Here is a 19,007-nt window from a genome sequence, read left to right on the forward strand (position 1 = left end):
CGACCCAAGTGGGCTCTTTCGAAGACGAGGAATCATCCATGACGAAGATGTCATCGACCCGGATCACCAGCGCCGTCACGGTGGCCGCGCTTGCGCTGGCCACTGTCGTGCTCCCCGTCTCCCACGCCGCGGCTGCCGGCGCCGAGCCGGTCACCGTCATCGTGGATGGCGCGGATGTGGCAGCGGCGGCCGAGAACCGCAATGGACTCACGTTCAAAGGGTTCGGCGTACTCACGGCCAATTCCACCAGTGCGCTACTGCTGGACTACAAGTCGCAGCATCCCGAGAAGTACTGGGAGATGATCGAGACGCTGTTCGGCGGCGACAACCCCATCATGAACACGATCAAGATCGAGATGGGCAACGACCGAAACACCTCGACCGGACCGAACGCCGCGACGATGCGCTCGAGAGACGAGTACCCGAACGTGCTCCGCGAGCCAGGGTTCCAGCTCGCCGCGGATGCGCAACTCGTCGCTCACGGCGACCTTCACGTCAGCATCCTCCGCTGGAGCCGCCCGACATGGGTGACGAGCCACCAGGACCAGTACGTGTGGTTCAAGAACACCGTGTTGGCGGCATCTCGCGAGTTCGGCGTCATGGTCGACTCCATCAACCCCGACACCAACGAGACCAACAACCCCGACATCCAGCTGTACCGAGACTTCTCCGGCTGGCTCCGCAATGACACCTCCGGTTACCAGGGGGCGACGGCGGATGACCCGAACAACGGGTTCGTCTCCGACGAGGAGCGGCGGCTGTACCGTGCCATCGAGACCGTCGCAGCCGACACCGTCGGAACGCCTCCGCTGTCGTTCGGCAACGCGATGACGGGGTCGGATCCGTCACTGCGCGACGCGGTCGATGTCGTCGGCTTCCACTACTCCAGCGCCGACGACAGCGCCGGCAACATGAAGAAGATCGCCGAGCAGCTCGATCAGGAAGTGTGGAACTCCGAAGGGCAGTCGACCTTCTCGAACTCCGCCGACCGGCCGAACAACACGAACGCAGACGAGCAGGGCGGTGTCGGTACCGGGTTCGGTGGTCCGAACAGCGCGCTCGAGATGGGCAACTGGGTCACCACCGGGTTCCACGCCTCTCGTCGCACGCTCAACATCTTCCAGCCGGCGATCGGGTCGTTCTACGACGGGTCGCAGTACGCGTCGAAGGAACTCGTCAGCGCCCGCGACCCCTGGTCGGGGTGGCTGTACTACGACGGCGGTCTTGCCGTCATCGAGCACTTCACCCAGTTCGCCGAGCTGGGCTGGGAGAACGACGACAACACCGCAGGCGTCTGGCGTGCGATCCCCAACGCATCGGGCAGTGAGCTCGGCACCGGTAGTCCGCCGGGCGGCGCCCGAGCCGGCGGTGCGTCGTACACGACGCTGGCCGCGCCGGACGCGTCCGACTTCTCCACCGTCATCATCAACGACAGCAAGTTCACGAAGACCTACAGCATCCGAGCCGAAGGGCTCAGCCTGGGCACCGACGAGACCGCGGAGGTCTGGGAGACCCGTGCGGCCGACGCGGGCCGCGCCTTCGACGCGAACTATCTCGCTCCCATCGCCGAGATCGCGCCGACCGTCGACGGCACCTACACGGTCGACGTCAAGCCGTGGTCGATGGTCACCATCACGACTCTCGACCACGCGGCGGCGGCAGGCGACGGTTCCCTCATCGCGAGCGAGGGCTACGGCAGCACATTGCCGAGCACCCCGGAGTACACGAACGCCGACGGCGGTCGCGACGTGCTCGACACCGACCCGAGTGGCGCGGTCAACGGGGTGACTGACGACAACGTGCTGTACGCCGACGACTTCGACTACGCCGAGCAGGGCACGGTGAAGGGCTACGACCCGGAGACCGGTGGGCTCGTCGACACCGGCGAGTCGTTCCTCGAAAGCCGTGGCAGCCGCGCCAAGCCCGACGGTACGCCGAGCATCCAACCGGAAGACGAGGGCGTCACGCCCCGGTACACCAACGATATGAACGGCGCATTCGAGTCCGTCGCCACAGCGGACGCTACGCACGGACGCGTCCTACGGCAGCAGGTCGGGCCGGGCATGGCTGGTGCCGCGTGGAACGGCGGCGACCCGAAGACCACCCTTGGTGACGCCCGCTGGGCCAACTACACCGTCTCGACCGACATCCTCTTCGAGGCGACCGGCTCGCAGTACGCCAGCGTCGGAGCCCGTCAGCAAGGCGGCACGGCGAACGGGCAGAACACCTCGGCCGCCGAGCTGAAGATCGACCCGTCGGGCACCTGGACGTTCATGCGCTTCGGCGCGACGCTGTCGACCGGTACCGTCACCGACGTGCCTGCAACCAGTTTCGAGACCGGTGCAGGCGTGTGGAACAACATCGCCGTCTCGGTGACCGGTGCGGTGTACAAGGCGCACGTGAACGGCGTGGAGATCGCCTCCTACACCGACGCCGCACCGCAGGCCGCGGGCCGCATCCAACTCGGCTCGACCTTCAACTTCGTGCAGTTCGACAACCTGAGGGTCGAGACGATCGCGGCGTACACGCCCTACTACGCCACCATCATCGACGGCATGCATCAGACCAGCTGGGATGACACCTCGGCGCCCGTGCTCGAGTTCGACGAGAGCTGGAGCCATGTCAACGGCCAGGGAATGTTCGAGTGGCAGCGCACGGCGTCGAAGAGCACGGCGCGGGGCGCCGCAATGACGTACACCTTCACCGGCACCGGGCTCGACATCATCGGCACCAACCCAGGTTCTGCGACCCTCGACGTCGTCGTGGACGGTGTCACCGTGGCTGCAGCAGCCCCCACGTGGAGCACCGGAAGCGAGCGCACGACCTTCCAGCTTCGCGGCCTCAGCAACGCCGAGCACACCGTCACCGTCAGAACGGCGAACGACAGCGCCCTCAACGTGGACGCGGTCGGCGTGATCACCGCGACGGCCGATTCGGCGCACGTGGACACGGCGGCGCTCGCCGCCGCGATCGATGCGGTCGACGATCTCGTTGAGAGCGAGTTCAGCCCGGAGACGTGGGCGTTGTTCGCGGCCGTGCTCGCAGACGCCCGCTCGGCCGTCGCCGAGACGGTTCAGTACGGCCTCGACGCGGAGGGCTCCGTCGCTCTCGCCGCGCGCCTTGCCGCTGCGGCAGACCAGTTGACGCCGAAGGACGTCAGCCCCGACGTGCTCGAGCTGGGCGTGGTCACCATCACGTCCTCCGGCCGAGCGCTGCCGGCGACCCTGGAACTCGGCGGTGCCGCGGTGGCCGTGACGTGGGGCCAGGGCTCCGTCGCGAGCGCAGCAACCACGGCGGAACTCGCGACCTTCGCGGCGACCGGACGCTCGACGGAGAAGCTCCAGTCGGGCCTCTATCAGCGCTTCAGTGCCACCGTCCTGGTTGTGCCCGCAAACCTCGAGTACTTCATCGACTCGGGCTCGTCGGGTGCGACTGCCGGCTCCGCGTACGCCGCGGTCGCAGCATCCGACAGTCTGCGCAACGACAGCGCTGATGAGAAGTGGGACGGCGTGGTAACCGGAACGACGTGGGGGTATGCGACCGCCGCCACCGCAGCGGCCGCCGGAACGCCTCAGGACTGGGCCTCGTCGTACGTCGGTGCCGACTACAACAAGCCGGTCACCTACCACCTCACGCTTCCGGCCGGCTCGTACAACGTGGTCGGCGTTCAGGCTCCGCGCGCGGGGCTCACGACCAACGTCTCCTCGAAAGTGACGGCTGCGGGCTCGACGAGCACGAAGACCGCTGTGTCGACCGGGACGGCGACGCCCGTGTCGCAGACTCTGACGTTGGATGCCGAGACCGTCGTCGCCCTCGAGTTCGGCACCACTGGAACGACGGGCTACAACGCGCGGCTGGCTCTGGTCTACGTGCAGAGCATGCCGCGCGACCTCGGCGTGCAGAGCGCTCTCGGCGTCGACGACGATCTTCCGCACACGGTGAACGTCGCCGGAACGCAGCAACCGGTCGAGTGGGATGCCGACTCCGCCGCACAGAAACGCACGGCGTACGCGAAGCTCACCGTGACGGGCCGCCTCACCGAGACCGATCAGCCGGTGGTAGCGAGCTTCGAGATCGTTCCAGCCCGTCTCGTCTACTACATCGATTCGGGCACCAACGGCGCCGAATCGCCGCAGTACACGGCGGTCAAGGGGTCAGTGCCTGGCCTGCGCAACGACAAGGTCGATCAGGCATCGACTTCCGCCACTCAATGGGGCTACGTTGCCGAGGGCATGCGGGTAAAGGGAACGACCGACATCAACGACAAGTACTCGACCGGGTTGTACCAGGACACGACGAAGCTGACGTATCGGCTCCCGCTCGAGGCCGGTACCTACACGCTCACGGGTGGCTTCGCCGAGTGGTGGGGACTGAACCGAACCATGAACCACACGGTCGCAGCCGGGGGAGTCGAGCTCGCCAAGGGCAACGTCGCGCTCTCAGCGACGAACACGCCGCTTTCGGCAGCACTCACCTTCACGGTTTCGGAGCAGACCACGGTCGAGTACGTGGTGACCAACGAAGGCGCCGGCAGCGAGAAGCCGGTGATTTCGTGGCTCGCCGTCGCCGACGTGACCGAGGAAGCGCCGGATCTGGCGGTGTCGGCCACGCCGATGACGCGGTGCGTCGCGGGCAAGGTCGTCGTCGTGGTGACCGCGGCGAACAACGACACCGTTCCGGTGGCGATGACGGTTGCGACTCCCTTCGGCAGCAAGGACCTCGGCATCCTCGAGTCCGGAACGCGCGCAACGGCCGCGTTTTCAGCGCGGCTCTCCTCGACGCCCGGCGGTGTGATCTCCCTGACCGCTTCGGCAACCGTCGACGGGCAGCCGGTGGAGGTGCGCAAGGAGTTCGAGCTTCCCGCGGCATCCTGCCAGTGACGCCGAAGCGCGCGGCCCCGCCGACCGGCCAGGCCATCGCTCCCACCGTCGAGCACCGCATCCGAACGGCAGCGCGCCGGCCGACAAGGGTTGTGCGTGCACCGGCAAGCCGGCGCACCTGGCTTCGCACGAGACTGCACCCGTCAGGCCACTGAGCTCGCGTCCGCGAGCCCGGTGAAGGCGGGAGATGACTCCCACGCGACGAAGGAGTTCGTGAACATGAGCCACCAACACCAGCACCAGCACGATCCGGCACGGAGGTCTCGCAGCGTCGCGAGAACGCTCCTGCCGCTCATCATGACCGCGGCGCTCGTCGCGGCTCCGACAGCTGCATTCGCATCGAGCGCGACAGCGGCGGATGCGCCGCCGGTGCCTGCCGCGGCCCTCACCCCCGTCGACGTGCCGGGCACGACGCCGCTCGGAGCTGCCGCGGTCGATCTGGAGGCACTCGGCTACACCGAGCGGGAGTTCTACGCCGAGGGCACGGCGAACCGCTATGCGGGCGCGGAGACCGGCGTGCTGCAGGCGGCGCAGGTGCTCGACGGCGACTGGCCGTATCGCACGCGCGTGCTGGTCAGGGCGCCGCAGCCAGAGAACTTCAATGGAACCGTGATCGTCGAGTGGGCCAACGTGACCACCGGGCAAGACGGCGAGTTCCTGTTCGCCGAGGCCTACGAGCATCTCTTGCGCGAGGGCTACGCGGTCGCCGCGGTTTCGGCGCAGCGCGTCGGTGTCGAACACCTCAAGCGATGGAGCCCGGAGCGATACGGGGATCTCTCGGTCGACGTCAGCGCGTGTGGTGATGGCGCGGCATCGCTCTGCACGGGCGATCCGCTGTCATGGGACATCATGTCGCAGGTGTCGAAGGCGCTCGTCGACAACACGGCCCCCGAACCGCTGCCCGGACTCGACGTGCAGAACATCATCGCGTCAGGCCAGTCGCAGTCCGCTGCACGCCTGACCGTCTACTACAACACGATCCAGCCGCTCTCGGGGCTCTTCGACGGCTTCGTCTATGAGGATCAAGCGGGTCAGCTGCGCGCAGACCAGGCGGTGCCGGCGATCAGCGTGAATTCCGACGCGTTCGCATTCGGCCTGCCGAGGACCACCGCCGAGCACACTCGCGTCTGGGAGGTCGCCGGCAGCACGCATGCGTCGCTCTACGGCTCGCAGTACATGAACGACGTCATGGTTCGTGATCAGTCGCTGCTCGGCCCGAACGGCCCGATCTCGTTCACGGAGTGGATCGAGCCGTCGTGTGTCGTGCTCCCGGCATTCAGCACCGTCGATACCGGACTGGTGCTGAACGCCGCCATCGAGTCGGTTCGCACGTGGATTCTGACCGGGAAGGCGGCGGCGCCTTCGAAGCTCTTCGACCGAGATGCCGCCGGCGTGCCGGTGCGCGACGCCGACGGGAATGCGCTCGGCGGTGTGCGTCTCGCACAGCTCATCGCCCCGACCGCGTTCGTGACGCCGCTCAACGGCCAGGCGTTCCCCTGTTCAATCTCAGGCCAGCACCGGTACTTCACCGACGAGGAGTTGACGGCGCGATACGCGAGCCACAACACCTACGTCAAGCTCGTGCGCGCAGCAATGCACGAGGCGCAGAAGGACGGCTACCTCCTGAAGTTCGATGAGAAAGCTGCCGTGAATGCAGCGAAGGACTCGGACGTCGCTCGCTGAAACTGCAGCGGCTGCGCCCCGAACTCCCGAGAGGGGTTCGGGGCGCAGCCGCCCGAGCGAGAACCGAGACTGAACCGATGCCGCCGCGTGCTCAGATGCCCGTGACGAGGTAGCCGCCATCGACCGGCAGCACCGCGCCGGTGATGAAGGATGCCGCGTCGGAGGCCAGGAACGCGACGACCGCGCCCACCTCCTCAGGGTCGCCGAAGCGCCCGAGTGGGGTGCGGGAGAGCAGCCGATCACCGATCACCGCATCCTCCTTGAGCGGAGTCAGGAGCGGAGTGTCGATCCAGCCGGGAGCGATGGAATTCACTCTCACGCCGTCGACCGCGTAGACCTCGGCGAGTGACTTGGTCAGCTGCACGACGCCGCCCTTCGCCGCCGAGTAGGCGGCGATCGTGCCGCCGCCGAAGTACGCGTACATCGAGGCGATGGTGACGACGCTTCCCCCGCTGCGGGCGAGCAGCGGATGTGCGAGCTGGATGGTTCGGTAGACGGCGAGCAGCTGAATCGAGATGACGCGCTGGAAGGCATCCCATTCGAGCTCTCGCTCGCCCAGGCTGATGCCGGCCGCGGGCACGAGGATGTCGACACGATCGAGGTTCGCGAACAGCGCCGTGAGCGAGCTGTCGTCGGTGACGTCGAGTTCACGGACGCGAATCAGCGGATCGTCGAACAGCTCGGGGTCTGCGCCGAGACCCACGGCGTGCACCTCGGCGCCCAGCCGTGCGAGCACGCGCGCGGTCGCAGCGCCCAGTCCCGAGGTGCCTCCGGTCACCACGGCGACCCGGCCGGCGAACAGTCCGGCCCGAAAGGTGTCGCTCATCTCTCAGCCGTTGATGATCTGCGGCACCGCAACGGACTTCAGGCCCTCGACGCCGAACTCGAGCCCGTAGCCCGAACTCTTCACTCCGCCGAACGGCGCCATCGGGTGCAGGGTGCCGTGCTGGTTGATCCACACCGTTCCGGCCTCGAGACGAGCGGCCACCTCGCGCGCCAGCGCCGGGTCGGCGGACCAGACGGATGCGCCGAGGCCGGTGTCGAGCCCATTTGCACTCGCGATGGCATCCTCGACATCGAAGTACCGGATGACCGGGAGGGCGGGGCCGAACTGCTCTTCGTCGACGAGGGGGTCGCCGTCGTTGAGGTCGGCGACGATCGTGACGGGGTAGAACAGATCCCCGAGCTCGGTCGCGGCAGCGCCACCCGTGATCACCCGGCCGCCACGCTGCTTGGCGTCCTCGACCAGGCCCGACACGATGTCGAACTGCTTCTTGTTCTGCACCGGCCCGAGCACGTTCGACTCGTCGAGACCGTTGCCCATGGGCATCCGTGCGGTCACGTCCTTGAGGGCGGCGATGACCTCCTCGTAGATGGAGTCGTGCACGTAGAGGCGCTTGAGCGCCGCACACGTCTGGCCGGTGTTGATGAACGCGCCCCAGAACAGGTTCTCGGCGATCTCGACCGGGTCGGTGCCCGGCAGCACGATGCCGGCATCGTTGCCGCCGAGCTCGAGCGTGAGCCGGGCCAGATTGTTCGCCGAGCTCTTGATGATCTCGCGGCCGGCAGCGGTGGAGCCCGTGAACATGACCTTCGCGATGTGCGGGTGGGCTGCGAGTCGGGCTCCGACGTCGCGGTTGCCCGAGATCGCCGTGAGCACACCGGGCGGCAGCACCTCGTTGAGGATCGACACCATCGCGAGCACGCTGAGGGAGGTGAACGACGACGGCTTGACGACCACGGTGTTCCCCATGCGCAGGGACGGGGCGATCTGCCAGATGCCGATCATCAGCGGCCAGTTCCACGGGCCGATCGCGCCGACGACTCCGATGGCCTTGTACGTCAGTTCCGCCTTGGTGGTGCCGTCGTCGACGACGGTCTCGCTGTCCAGCACGGTTGCCGCGGCGGCCCTGAGCCATGCGGAGCATGCGCCGACCTCGAAGCGCGCGTTGGGACCGTTGAGCGGCTTGCCCTGTTCGCGCGAGAGCAGTTCCGCGAGCGCCTCGGATTGGGCGTCGATGCGGTCGGCGGCGGCATTGATCAGCTCGATGCGCTTCGCATGGCCGAGTGCGGCCCATGCGGGTTGCGCCGCCTTCGCGTCGGCGATGGCCGCTTCGAGATCCTCGACCGTCTGCTCGCGAACGCGGCCGACGACCGCGCCGGTGGCCGGATCGGCGACCTCGCGGCCTTCGCCAGCGGGCGCCGCGATGCGGGCCAGCAGCTCGACGTATTCCGACATGACTTCCTCCTAGATGAGCACAGGTGATGCAGCCCTTCCAGCATCACGAGGAGTCGGCGGAATGCGGTTGACCGTGCGTGCACGCCGTGTGTCCCTCAGCGCAGGCCGAGGATCCGGCGCGCCGCATGCCGACTGCTGTGCGCGCTCGGGCAAGGCCTCTTCGCCTCGGAACAACACCCTTTCGGCGTCGCTGATCGATCCTGAGGACGGCACCACACCTGGGCGATCCTCGCCCCGAGCGTTCTCGTCACGTTTGCCCGTACGAAGGAGTACCACGACATGAGTGCAATCACAGCCAAGAGCGCCCTCGCGCTCGCCACCGGACTACTGCTCGCCCTGTCGCTGAGCGCGTGCGTCGCAGATGATGGCGGCGGCGGCAATGCCGGCGGCACCACCGACAAAGACGACCTGCAGTGCGGCATGGCGACGGGTGAGACGGCGACGGGCGATCCCATCGCCGTCGGCGCCATCGCGACCGCCAGCGGCGGTGTCGACTTCTCCTCGTCGCCGAAGGCCGCCGCAGCGTACTTCGATTGCGTCAACGAGAACGGTGGCATCAACGGGCGCCCGGTCGAGTACTCCTACCAGGATGACGCGCTCGATCCGACGAAGACGGCTCAACTCGCCGCCGGTTACGCGGCCGACACCAGCGTCGTGGGGCTCGTCGGAGATGCGACCTTCATCGGCTGCGACGTCGCCAACGCCGAGTACGCCAAAGCCGACCTCTACTCGATCACGGGCGTGGGCGTGCCGCAGGCCTGCTTCAGCTCCAGCAACATCGCGCCGGTCAACGCCGGGCCGCGTCAGAGCGCGATCCAGCTGCTGCAGTGGCTCGAACAGGAGGGCAAGGCCGACGCGGTCTTCCAGGTCGGTCTGAACACGCAGGGCAACGGCGACTGGGTCGCCGCGGGCATCCTCGAATACGCGGAAGCCAACGGCATCAACATCGTCGGTACCGAGCTCAGTGATCCCACCGAGACGAACTGGCTTCCCTTGATCCAGAAGATCAAGGACTCCGGCGCCACGTCGGTGATCATCGTGGATCCGGGCCCCATCACCGCAGCGATCCTCGCCGCCGTCGAACAGCAGGATGCCCGCGGCGACATCACCTGGACCTGCACCGCGTCGTGCTACGACGCCCAGTTCGGCACGCAGATCGGCGCGTACTGGGAGGGCTTCGTCGCGAACTCGGAGCTGCAACTCGTCGACGCGGAGGGGGAGGACAACGAGCTCTGGAAGTCCGTCATGGATGCCTACGCGGCCAGTGACGCGCCCCGCGACACGTTCAGCCAGGCCGGCTTCCTCGCCGCCAAGATGTTCACGAATGCGCTGCTGGAGCTCGACCCCGAGAACATCACGCGAGAGACCGTGTCGCAGGCAGTGCTCGGCATCACGAACTCCGAGTCGGATCTGCTCTGCCGCCCGTGGTACTACGGCGAAGCTGACGAGCACAACGCGAATCACTCGACCCGCACCGCCGAGATCAAGGACGGCGTGTTCACGAAGCTGACCGACTGCATCGACTCGGGAGACCCGGCGCTCGCGTCGATCCTCGAGAACGAACAGTCCCAGAGCCTGGTCGGCTGACCGGCCGAGTGAGAGAGTCGTTGCTCCCGTGATTCTTCCCTTCATCGTCGCCGGTCTCGTGCTCGGCTCGCTGTTCGCGCTGAGCGGCGTCGGCATGCTCGTGCTGTACCGCACGACCGGGGTGCTCAACTTCGGGTACGGCGCGCTCGGTGCGGTCTCCGCGATGCTCGCCTGGCAACTCGTCGAGCTCCGGATGCAGCCCGTGCTCGCCTATGCGATCGGGATCCTGGCAGCGACGGCTCTCTCACTCCTGTTCGGCTTCCTCGCCGGACCATTCCTCGCCACCGTGAACACGCTCACCAAAGCGACGGCCACTCTCGGCCTCGCTCTCATCCTGCTCGGCGTCATGCTCTTCGCCTGGGACGACAAGGCTCGAACCCTGCGCCTGCCCACCGACACGATCGGCTTCAATCTTGGAACTCGGATCACGGTGACGCAGCTCATCTGTCTGGCGCTGGCGCTGGCGATCGTGATCGCGACGTCGATCTATCTCCAGCGCAGCCCCACCGGAACGGCGATGCGCGCACTGGCTTCAGATCGCGAGCTCGCCTCGATGCTCGGCATCCGGGTGCGGCGGGTCGAACTGCTGGCATGGGCGGTCTCGGGCGCCCTCGCCGGCATCTCGGGCCTGCTGCTCTCGAGCCAGACGCGACTCGAACCGGTCTTCCTGACGTTCATCGTCATCCCGGTGCTCGCGGCGGTCGTCGTCGGCCGCTTCCGATCCCTCGTCGGCACCCTGATCGGCGGGCTGGTGATCGGCGTCGTCCAAGCCGTTGCCTCGGCCTTTCCGGCGACGTCGCCCTTCAGCAATGCCACGCCGTTCGTCGTGGCCACCATCGTGATCCTCTATCTCCAGCGTCGCAAGGTCGTCACCATCGAGGTGGCACGATGACCGCCGTGCCGCAGCGGTCGAGCCGCATCGCGGGCTGGAGAGCCGAGAAGCTCTTCACCGTGCGGAATGTGGTGCTCGCGGTCGTGCTCATCGCCATGTTCGCTGCCGGACCGGTCGTGCTCGGCGCGTACTGGACGCGCATCGTGACGGTCTCGATGATCTTCGCCATCGCGGCGGCGGGCATCGCCCTGCTGTACGGCCGGCTCGGCCTCGTCTCGCTCGGGCAGGTGTCGCTGATCGGGGTCGGCGGGTGGATCACGCTTCGCGTCGGCCACGCGACCGAGATGCCCTTCGAGATGGTGCTCGTCGTCGCTGCGATCGGCACCGGACTCATCGGGGTACTGGTCGGTCTGCCGGCACTGCGCCTCTCGGGCCTCAATCTCGCGATCGTGACGCTCATGCTGGCCGGCGCCTTCGAGGTCGTCTTCAACGTGACCGGGTTCCCGAACGGCGGCGAGGGCTTCCTGGGCCGGGCCCAGGGCGGCGTGCTGCAGCAACCGCTGCCGCGCCCGGCGCTGGGAACCACGGATGCCGACTACTTCCGCTACGTGCTCGTGGTCTCGGCGATCATGTTCCTCATCATCGCGCTGCACCTGTCGAATCGTCCGGGCAGAGCCTGGGCGGCGATCCGGCAGAGCGAAGCCGGTGCTCTCGCCGCCGGCATCGGCACCGTGCGGTATCGCCTCTGGGCCCTCGCCGTCGTCTCCGCCACCACCGGAGTCGCGGGCGGGCTGCTAGCCGCGAACGCCGGACTCCTGGACCCGATCTCGTTCAAGGCATCGCAGTCCATCCTGCTCTTCGCGACCGTGCTCATCGGCGGAGCGTTCTCGCTGCTCGGCGCGGCCATCGCCGGCTTCCTCTCCCAAGGACTTCCACCCCTGCTGGATGCCTGGGGCGTCGACGGCAACCTCATCTTCGTGATCCTCGGGCTCGGCATGATCCAGGCGATCACCACAGCTCCCCAAGGGATCGCCGGGCAGTTGAAGGCGCTCGCCGAACGAATTCGCAAACGACTCACTCGAGGGAGGTCGCGATGAGCGGCGGACTGCTCGTCGAAGGCTTGACCGTGCAATACGGCGGAGTGAAGCCGCTCGACGATGTCTCCCTAGGCTTCGAAAGCGACGTCTGCGGCCTGATCGGCCCGAACGGTGCCGGGAAGACCACGTTCTTCAATGCGCTGTCGGGGTTTGCGATACCGGCATCCGGATCTCTCACCATGGCAGGAAGTAATCTGCTGGCGATGAATCCGGCGAAGCGGGCGCGCTGGGGGTTGCGGCGAACGTTCCAGCAGGAGCAGGTCGTTCATACCCTGAGCGCGTGGGACAACATCCGCCTCTCTTCCGAGCACACGGGCGGCGGCCGCTTCGCGGTCGATCGTGCCATCGAGTTCGTCGGGCTCGATGGCGTCGACCGATTCGGCGCAGGCCTCTCGATGCTCGAGCGGCGGCTGGTCGAGATCGCGAAGGCCGTCTGCGGGGATCCGCGACTCATTCTGCTCGATGAGCCTGCAGCTGGATTGGATGCCGGTGAGACGGAGCGGTTGACCGCCCTGATTCGCCGGATCCCTGCGGAATTCGGGGCCCTCGTCATTCTCGTCGACCACGACATGGATCTCGTCTCCACCGTCTGCCGCACCACGGCCGTGCTCGACTTCGGTCGCGTGATCGCGGTCGGCACGACGGCTGAGGTGCTCGCCTCAGCCGAGGTTCGCCGAGCGTATCTCGGCACCGTTGAACTCGAGGAGCAGGCATGAGCGGCGATGGGCGACTGGTCATCGAAGGGGTCGCGATCGAACGCGGCGGACGCGAAGTCGTGCACGGGGTCGATCTCGTGGCGGAGGAGGGCGCCATCACGGCGCTCCTCGGCCCGAACGGCGCAGGCAAGTCATCGCTCGTCCTGGCCATCGCCGGCACCATCAAGGTCTCTCGCGGATCGGTGCGGCTCGACGGTGCCGACATGGTCGGCAAGAGCCCGACGGCCATTCGCGCGGCAGGGATCGCAACCGTGCCCGAGGGGCATCGCGTGCTCAAGGACATGACGGTCGCCGACAACCTGCGCGTGGCCTCACTGCTCGTACCGCGCGCCGAACGCCAGCCTGCAGTGGAGCGCGTCGAAGCCCTCTTCGAGGAGCTCGTCCCGTTGCGCGGTCGATTGGCAGGGTCGCTGTCGGGCGGCCAGCAGCAGATGCTGGCGATCGGCCAAGCGCTCGTCGCGCAGCCCCGGTACCTGATCGTCGATGAGATGTCACTCGGACTCGCCCCGATCATCGTGCGCCGACTCGTGCCGGCGCTGCGTCGCATCGCGGCCGCCGGCGTCGGTGTGATCCTGATCGAGCAGTTCACCCAGGTCGCGCTCGATCTCGCGACCGATGCGTATGCCATGGCGCAAGGCCAGGTGGTCATCCACGCCCCGGCTGCAGAGCTGCGAGAGGCGCCGGAGCGGCTCGAGCAGGCGTACCGCCTCGCTTGAGCCGCACCGGCTGCCGTTCAGGACATGGCCTGGAGTCGGTGCTCAGGGCATGGCTTCGAGAACTTCGGCCGTGTCCGTGATCTGTTCGAACTTGACGGCTTTGCCTTCTCGCACGCGCCAGATGTGCGCGACACGAGCGCTGACCGACTTGCCCGTCGCCTTGTTCGTGCCGGTGTAGGTGCCGAGCCCGACCACGGTCTCACCGTCGACCGCGAGTTCGTCGATCGCCACCGCCCAGCCGTCCCACTCCTGCGCAAGGGCGATGAACACGTGATCGCGCACCGAATCGGGGCCGACGTAGGTGCCTGCGACAGGGAAGCCGGCCGCTTCGGTCCAAACGATGTCCGACGCGAAATCCGCCATCATGCCTGGCAGATCGCCTCGCTCTCCGGCGGCGTAGTGCGATTCGATGACCTCGCGGGGGCTCTTCATGGTGACGACTCCTTGTGATGGGCGGGATGCGGCGTGTCAGTCGGCGAGGACCAGCACAGCCTTGATGACGTCATCGCGCTTGTTGCGCACGACGTCGTACGCGTCACCGACCTGTTCGAGGGAGAACCGGTGGGTGACGAGGTCTGCGAAGGGAAATGCCGAGTCGGCGAGCGCGGCGATCGACGGCTCGTAGCCGCCGGCGGAGAGGAACGAGGGCAGCACATCGATCTCGCGAGTGAGCAGGTCTCGGTCGGAACCGAACGTGACATCCGCACCCCATCCGCAGGCGCCGGCCAGCACGACCCGGCCGCCACGACGCACCAGCGTCACGGCGAGCGACTGCGCATCAGTCACGCCGGCGATCTCGATGACGACATCCGCGAGCCCGCCGAGTGCTTCGGCGACGGCATCGCGGACGTTCTCGACCTCACGGGAGTTGACGGTGGCATCCGTGCCGAAGCGACGAGCGAGGTCGAGCCGGTTCGGTCGGGTACCGACCATGACGACGCGAGCGGCACCGGCGACCTTCGCGGCCGCCGAGATCAGCAGGCCGACCGGGCCCGGGCCGATGACGACGACCGAGTCTCCTGCAGCGACGCGGCCGCGCTGCACTGCCCGGAACGACACGGCGAGCGGCTCGACGAGCGCAGCGGTGTCCCACGGAATGTGCGCCGGGAGCCGATGCACGATGGCTTCCGCCGGCACGTGCAGGACGTCTGCGTAGCCACCCCAGAGGCCGGGTGCCGCCGTGCGCGGGATGTTGACGCCGTACTCCCGCCCGACCGGCAGCCCATCGGCCGGATCATCACGATCGCAGATGTTGTACCGACCCTCGGCGCAGCGCGGGCACGCACCGCACGGCAGCTGCATCTCGACGGCGATCCGGTCGCCGACAGCGAGCTCGCGCCGGCGCGCGGCCTCGTCGCCGATCGCCGCCACCTCACCGACGAACTCGTGGCCGGGCACCAGCGGGAACGGGTCTCCGATGTGCCCGTCGAGGAGGTGCAGGTCGGTGGCGCAGATGCCGACCCGACGCACTCGCATGAGCAATTCATCGGATGCCGGCGGCGCTACTTCGATCGAAGTGAGTTCGATCACGCCCCGCTCGGGGAAGACGACTTGCCGGGAGGTGGTCGACTCGGCGGTCACCATGGAGTACTCCTTCGACGTGGATCACGGTCGCGTACCGGGATGCTCAACCCAGCATCCCCAGAAGCGGTCTCCGCGCACTTGTCGCGGGCCGAACGCCCCTTGACTCAGAGTGAACGGAGACCCGTTCGCCATGGTGGCGCCCGCGGGTGCCGTGACACGCTCAGGCCATGAATGAACGACCCGATGTCATCGTGGTGGGCGGCGGCTCCAGCGGTGCGGTCATCTGCCGCCGTCTCGTGGATGCCGGCAAGCGCGTGCTGCTCCTCGAGGCAGGAGGTCCTGATGAGAACCCTGCGATCCACGATCCTGCCCGACTGGGCGAGCTCTGGCACAGCGCGGACGACTGGGACCACTTCACCGTGCCCCAGGCCCACGCGGCCGACCGGCGACTCCACCTGCCCCGCGGCAAGGTGCTCGGGGGCTCGCACTCCCTCAACGCGATGATCTACGTTCGTTGCGCACCTCAGGACTACGACCACTGGGAGTCCCTCGGCAACCCGGGCTGGGGCTGGAACGACGTGCTTCCGGTCTTCAAGGCGATCGAGAGCTACGACGGTCCGCCGTCGGAGCTTCGCGGCACCGATGGTCTTCTCGACGTCACCGTCGACTACGCGCTCCATCCCATCCAGCAGTCGATCATCGATGCCTCGGCGGAGATCGGGATCCAGCAGAACCGCGACTACAACGGCGAGCACATGGACGGCATCTCGAAGATGCAGCTGAACATCAGGGATGGCAAGCGGCTCAGCACGTGGCGGGCCTACGCGCAGCCGGTACGGGATTCGCCGCTGTTCACCGTGCTGACCGGGGCCTGGGTGCACCGGCTGCTCCTCGACGGCACGCGCGTCACCGGTGTCGAGGTCGAACGGGACGGCCGGATCGAGCAAGTCGAGGCCGACCAGGTCGTGCTCGCGGCCGGCGCACTCGCTTCTCCCCGAATACTGATGCGCAGTGGCATCGGGCCAGGCGGAGCACTCCACGACCTCGGATTCGACGTGGTCGTCGATCTCCCGGGCGTGGGGCAGAACCTGCACGACCACTTCCTCTCGCCGGTGATCTTCGCAACGGATACGCGGCCCATCGACCCGCCTCCGTTCGGCACCGGCATCACGCAGACCCACTCCTTCTGGCGGAGCCGGCCAGAGCTCGAGGTGCCCGACACCCAGCCGATCAACTTCAGCGTTCCGATGTACGAGCCATGGATGACCGGGCCAGCGTCGGGCTTCTCCCTCATGGCCGGCATCGTGAGCCCGAAGAGTCGTGGCAGTCTCACCTTGGCGGGGGACGACCCGCATGCGGCGTTGCTCATCGACGTCGCCGCGCTCGCCGAGGACGAAGACCTCCGGGCCCTCGCGGCGAGCGTGCGACAGTGTCGAGAGATCGGCGCCGCATCGGCGCTCGCCGACGGCTGGGGTGCACGCGAACTGTATCCCGGGCCTGATGTCGACGACGACGAGGCCCTGACGGACTACATCCGTCGCACCGTCATCACGTACCACCACCAAGTCGGCACCTGCAAGATGGGCGTCGATGATCTCGCGGTGGTCGATCCCACGCTGCGGGTGCACGGTGTCGAGGGCCTGATGGTCGCGGATGCCTCGATCATGCCGCGTATCACGACCGGCAACACGAACGCACCGACCATCATGATCGGCGAGAAGGCCGCCGGGTTCCTGCTGCACTGACCGATTCGAGAAAGAGAGTTGAGAGACGATGATGTCCGAACACGACACTGAGACGGTGCTCCGCGAGGAATCCACCGAATGGCTGAACATGGACGACTTCTCGGTCGGCATCGATGCCAACCGGGTTGCCCGGAGCACGGACCTCGCGGGGCGCGCCCTCGTCATCAGCACGGCTGACGGTGAGCTGGCACTCGCCTTCGGAGACGACGGCACGGTGGCCTGGGAAGCCACAGGATTCGCCTGGTCGGGATCGGGCGCGGATGTGTACGAGGAGGTGCCGGTCGGCGATGGAGCCTACTGGGTCGATTTCACGCTCGGCGCGCATCGCGTCGAGAGCCTCACGGTGGCCCTCCACCCGGAGCGGGGCTGGGCGCTGATCGTTCACTCGCGCATCCATGACGAGCGTGCCGAGGTCGAGACACGCGTCATGCAGAGCTTCCACGGCGGCACGATCGAGGGTGCACCCGGTTCGGCTGTGACGCCGGCTCCGACTCGCGACCTGATCGGAAAGCGCACCCTCTTCCGCTACAGCCCGAATCACCTCTACGAGCACATCTATCTCAGCTCGCGGCGGTTCGTGTGGCACAACCTCGTCGGCGAACAGCGAGGGCACGCCGCCGCAGAGCTGGCCACGACCTACAAGCTCGACGACGAGCTCTACCTCTTCACCTGGCGCGAAGAGAAGATCCCGGTCGGCACCGTCTTCGTCTTCGACTACGCCGGTGGTCGCTCGACCGGCAAGTTCATCGGCCTCGAGAGCGACGGAAGGATCGCCAACTCGCCCGGCGGTGCGCTGATCATTCCGTTCGGCAGGTCGGACTACGCGGAACACCAAGAGCCGGTCTGACCCGGTTCTCCCGCGAACGTCGAACCGCGGGCGCTCAGCGGCCCACGCTGCGCGCCCGCAGTTCGCTCGGCGAGGCGCCGTAGGCCGCTTTGAACACACGCGAGAAGTGCGCCGCCTCGACGAATCCCCACCGTGCGGCGATCGCGCCGACCGAGAGGTGGGCGTTGAGGGGGTCGATGAGATCGCGTCGACAATTCTCGAGCCGCCGTTCTCGGATCCACGTCGAGACGGTCGTGCCCTTCTGACGGAAGAGACCATGCAGATGCCGTGTCGAGATGAAGTGAACGGCGGCGATCTGCGACGGGCTGAGTTCGGTCGAGCCGAGATTGGCCTCGATGTAGCGCCGAACCTGCTGCATGAGCAGTTGGTGGCTGTCGCGCGGGTTGACCTCGAGGTCGAGTTCGTTCGCGAACATCGTGGTGATGAGGTCGATGGCGGTGCGCACCAGTCGAGGTCCGGTGACCCCGCCCACTCGGTCGAGGCTCTGCGAGACGTTCTGCAGGAACGGAATGATCATCGCGCCGAGCCCGATCGCACTCGAGAACCGATGCGCCGTCAGTTGTTGCATCATGTCGGGTGGCAGCCCCAGCTGCTCACGCGGGAACATGAGCACGAGCATGCGCATGTCGTGCTCGAACAGCATCGAGTACGGCCGGGCGGTGTCGTAGATCGCCAGGTCTCCGGGCTGCAGCAGGGCCTCGCGACCGTCTTGGATGAGCAGGCCGGTGCCGGAGAGCTGCAGGCTCGCCTTGTAGAAGCGCGGGTCGTTGGCGGCGACGAGCGTCTCGGTGCGCTCGACCATGTGCTGCGACGCGGTCACCTCGTGCACGTGCGCATCATCGAAGTCGATACTGCGCAGGCGCCCCCAGAACGGATCGGCGCTCACGCGCGTGACATCGAGCGGCACGAAGGAGCTGACGACCGCGTGCCGGTATTCCCGGAAGCTGTGCGACACCGAGGTGTGCACGCGACCGGCGGGCTCGATGGGAGGGTGAACGTCCACGTATTACCACCTTGTAATAGCGAAACTTCGGGCCGCGGGGGAGTCGACTCGGTGAAGGCCAAGTATACGCTGGCGAAGCGCGCAAATTGTATATCATTTCAAATACCTGACCCGGATGAGGGCGCGGTGCCAGGAGCA

General features: G+C 67.2%; 14 protein-coding genes. 9 read left to right on the forward strand and 5 right to left on the reverse strand.

What is annotated here, in order from left to right:
* Positions 1-38 precede the first annotated feature (38 nt).
* A complete protein-coding gene (locus tag AC6CH0_RS06870) occupies positions 39-4,880 on the forward strand; it encodes a 3-keto-alpha-glucoside-1,2-lyase-like domain-containing protein (protein ID WP_498099060.1) in 4,842 nt (1,613 codons plus the stop codon).
* A gap of 219 nt (positions 4,881-5,099) precedes the next feature.
* Positions 5,100-6,563 (forward strand): alpha/beta hydrolase domain-containing protein, encoded by a 1,464-nt coding sequence (locus tag AC6CH0_RS06875; RefSeq protein ID WP_498099062.1) that lies wholly within the window; start codon positions 5,100-5,102, stop codon positions 6,561-6,563.
* Positions 6,564-6,654: 91 nt separating this feature from the next.
* Here AC6CH0_RS06875 and AC6CH0_RS06880 read toward each other — a convergent pair whose 3' ends face one another.
* On the reverse strand, positions 6,655-7,389 hold the full coding sequence (locus AC6CH0_RS06880) for an SDR family NAD(P)-dependent oxidoreductase (protein WP_498099064.1): 735 nt from the start codon (positions 7,387-7,389) through the stop codon (positions 6,655-6,657).
* Between the two features lie 3 nt (positions 7,390-7,392).
* Positions 7,393-8,802: an aldehyde dehydrogenase family protein gene (locus tag AC6CH0_RS06885; protein ID WP_498099066.1), complete on the reverse strand. Its 1,410-nt coding sequence runs from the start codon at positions 8,800-8,802 to the stop codon at positions 7,393-7,395.
* A 279-nt stretch (positions 8,803-9,081) separates the two neighbouring features.
* On the opposite strand from AC6CH0_RS06885, the gene AC6CH0_RS06890 reads away from it, so the two are divergent.
* The 5 genes from AC6CH0_RS06890 to AC6CH0_RS06910 are packed head-to-tail and all read left to right on the forward strand — an operon-like array spanning position 9,082 to position 13,750.
* Complete coding sequence (locus AC6CH0_RS06890) at positions 9,082-10,389, forward strand: ABC transporter substrate-binding protein (protein ID WP_498099068.1); 1,308 nt, start codon at positions 9,082-9,084, stop codon at positions 10,387-10,389.
* 28 nt (positions 10,390-10,417) lie between these two features.
* Positions 10,418-11,281, forward strand: a complete 864-nt coding sequence (locus AC6CH0_RS06895) for a branched-chain amino acid ABC transporter permease (protein ID WP_498099070.1) — start codon at positions 10,418-10,420, stop codon at positions 11,279-11,281.
* The gene (locus AC6CH0_RS06900; RefSeq protein WP_498099072.1) at positions 11,278-12,318 is read left to right on the forward strand and encodes a branched-chain amino acid ABC transporter permease; all 1,041 of its coding nucleotides are present in this window, start codon (positions 11,278-11,280) and stop codon (positions 12,316-12,318) included. Before AC6CH0_RS06895 ends, AC6CH0_RS06900 begins: the two co-directional genes overlap by 4 nt.
* Positions 12,315-13,034 carry an ABC transporter ATP-binding protein gene (locus AC6CH0_RS06905; protein ID WP_498099074.1) on the forward strand — a complete coding sequence of 240 codons (720 nt, stop codon included), beginning with the start codon at positions 12,315-12,317 and terminating at the stop codon, positions 13,032-13,034. The genes AC6CH0_RS06900 and AC6CH0_RS06905 overlap by 4 nt, the downstream gene beginning before the upstream one ends.
* On the forward strand, positions 13,031-13,750 hold the full coding sequence (locus AC6CH0_RS06910; RefSeq protein WP_498099076.1) for an ABC transporter ATP-binding protein: 720 nt from the start codon (positions 13,031-13,033) through the stop codon (positions 13,748-13,750). The genes AC6CH0_RS06905 and AC6CH0_RS06910 overlap by 4 nt, the downstream gene beginning before the upstream one ends.
* A 42-nt stretch (positions 13,751-13,792) precedes the next feature.
* Here the strand turns inward: AC6CH0_RS06910 and AC6CH0_RS06915 are convergent, their stop codons facing one another.
* Both AC6CH0_RS06915 and AC6CH0_RS06920 read right to left on the reverse strand, forming a co-directional pair.
* Positions 13,793-14,182 (reverse strand): nuclear transport factor 2 family protein, encoded by a 390-nt coding sequence (locus tag AC6CH0_RS06915; RefSeq protein ID WP_498099078.1) that lies wholly within the window; start codon positions 14,180-14,182, stop codon positions 13,793-13,795.
* Positions 14,183-14,218: 36 nt separating this feature from the next.
* Complete coding sequence (locus AC6CH0_RS06920) at positions 14,219-15,334, reverse strand: zinc-dependent alcohol dehydrogenase (RefSeq protein ID WP_498099080.1); 1,116 nt, start codon at positions 15,332-15,334, stop codon at positions 14,219-14,221.
* A gap of 167 nt (positions 15,335-15,501) precedes the next feature.
* Between AC6CH0_RS06920 and AC6CH0_RS06925 the strand changes: the two genes are divergently transcribed.
* Together AC6CH0_RS06925 and AC6CH0_RS06930 are read left to right on the forward strand one after the other, a co-directional pair.
* The gene (locus AC6CH0_RS06925; RefSeq protein ID WP_498099082.1) at positions 15,502-17,019 is read left to right on the forward strand and encodes a GMC family oxidoreductase; all 1,518 of its coding nucleotides are present in this window, start codon (positions 15,502-15,504) and stop codon (positions 17,017-17,019) included.
* 31 nt (positions 17,020-17,050) lie between these two features.
* Positions 17,051-17,866 carry a MoaF C-terminal domain-containing protein gene (locus AC6CH0_RS06930; protein WP_498099084.1) on the forward strand — a complete coding sequence of 272 codons (816 nt, stop codon included), beginning with the start codon at positions 17,051-17,053 and terminating at the stop codon, positions 17,864-17,866.
* A gap of 34 nt (positions 17,867-17,900) precedes the next feature.
* On the opposite strand, the gene AC6CH0_RS06935 is transcribed toward AC6CH0_RS06930, so the two are convergent.
* Positions 17,901-18,869, reverse strand: coding sequence for an AraC-like ligand-binding domain-containing protein (locus AC6CH0_RS06935; RefSeq protein WP_498099086.1), 969 nt, complete (start codon positions 18,867-18,869; stop codon positions 17,901-17,903).
* Between the last annotated feature and the right edge of the window lie 138 nt (positions 18,870-19,007).

It is taken from the genome of Agromyces sp. GQ35, assembly GCF_059758475.1.

Bases quoted from the DNA above. Each gene is read 5' to 3' on its own strand.
- AC6CH0_RS06870 (WP_498099060.1), top strand. From the start codon at position 39: ATGACGAAGATGTCATCGACCCGGATCACCAGCGCCGTCACGGTGGCC.
- AC6CH0_RS06875 (WP_498099062.1), top strand. From the start codon at position 5,100: ATGAGCCACCAACACCAGCACCAGCACGATCCGGCACGGAGGTCTCGC.
- AC6CH0_RS06880 (WP_498099064.1), bottom strand. From the start codon at position 7,389: ATGAGCGACACCTTTCGGGCCGGACTGTTCGCCGGCCGGGTCGCCGTG.
- AC6CH0_RS06885 (WP_498099066.1), bottom strand. From the start codon at position 8,802: ATGTCGGAATACGTCGAGCTGCTGGCCCGCATCGCGGCGCCCGCTGGC.
- AC6CH0_RS06890 (WP_498099068.1), top strand. From the start codon at position 9,082: ATGAGTGCAATCACAGCCAAGAGCGCCCTCGCGCTCGCCACCGGACTA.
- AC6CH0_RS06900 (WP_498099072.1), top strand. From the start codon at position 11,278: ATGACCGCCGTGCCGCAGCGGTCGAGCCGCATCGCGGGCTGGAGAGCC.
- AC6CH0_RS06905 (WP_498099074.1), top strand. From the start codon at position 12,315: ATGAGCGGCGGACTGCTCGTCGAAGGCTTGACCGTGCAATACGGCGGA.
- AC6CH0_RS06910 (WP_498099076.1), top strand. From the start codon at position 13,031: ATGAGCGGCGATGGGCGACTGGTCATCGAAGGGGTCGCGATCGAACGC.
- AC6CH0_RS06915 (WP_498099078.1), bottom strand. From the start codon at position 14,182: ATGAAGAGCCCCCGCGAGGTCATCGAATCGCACTACGCCGCCGGAGAG.
- AC6CH0_RS06920 (WP_498099080.1), bottom strand. From the start codon at position 15,334: ATGGTGACCGCCGAGTCGACCACCTCCCGGCAAGTCGTCTTCCCCGAG.
- AC6CH0_RS06925 (WP_498099082.1), top strand. From the start codon at position 15,502: ATGAATGAACGACCCGATGTCATCGTGGTGGGCGGCGGCTCCAGCGGT.
- AC6CH0_RS06930 (WP_498099084.1), top strand. From the start codon at position 17,051: ATGTCCGAACACGACACTGAGACGGTGCTCCGCGAGGAATCCACCGAA.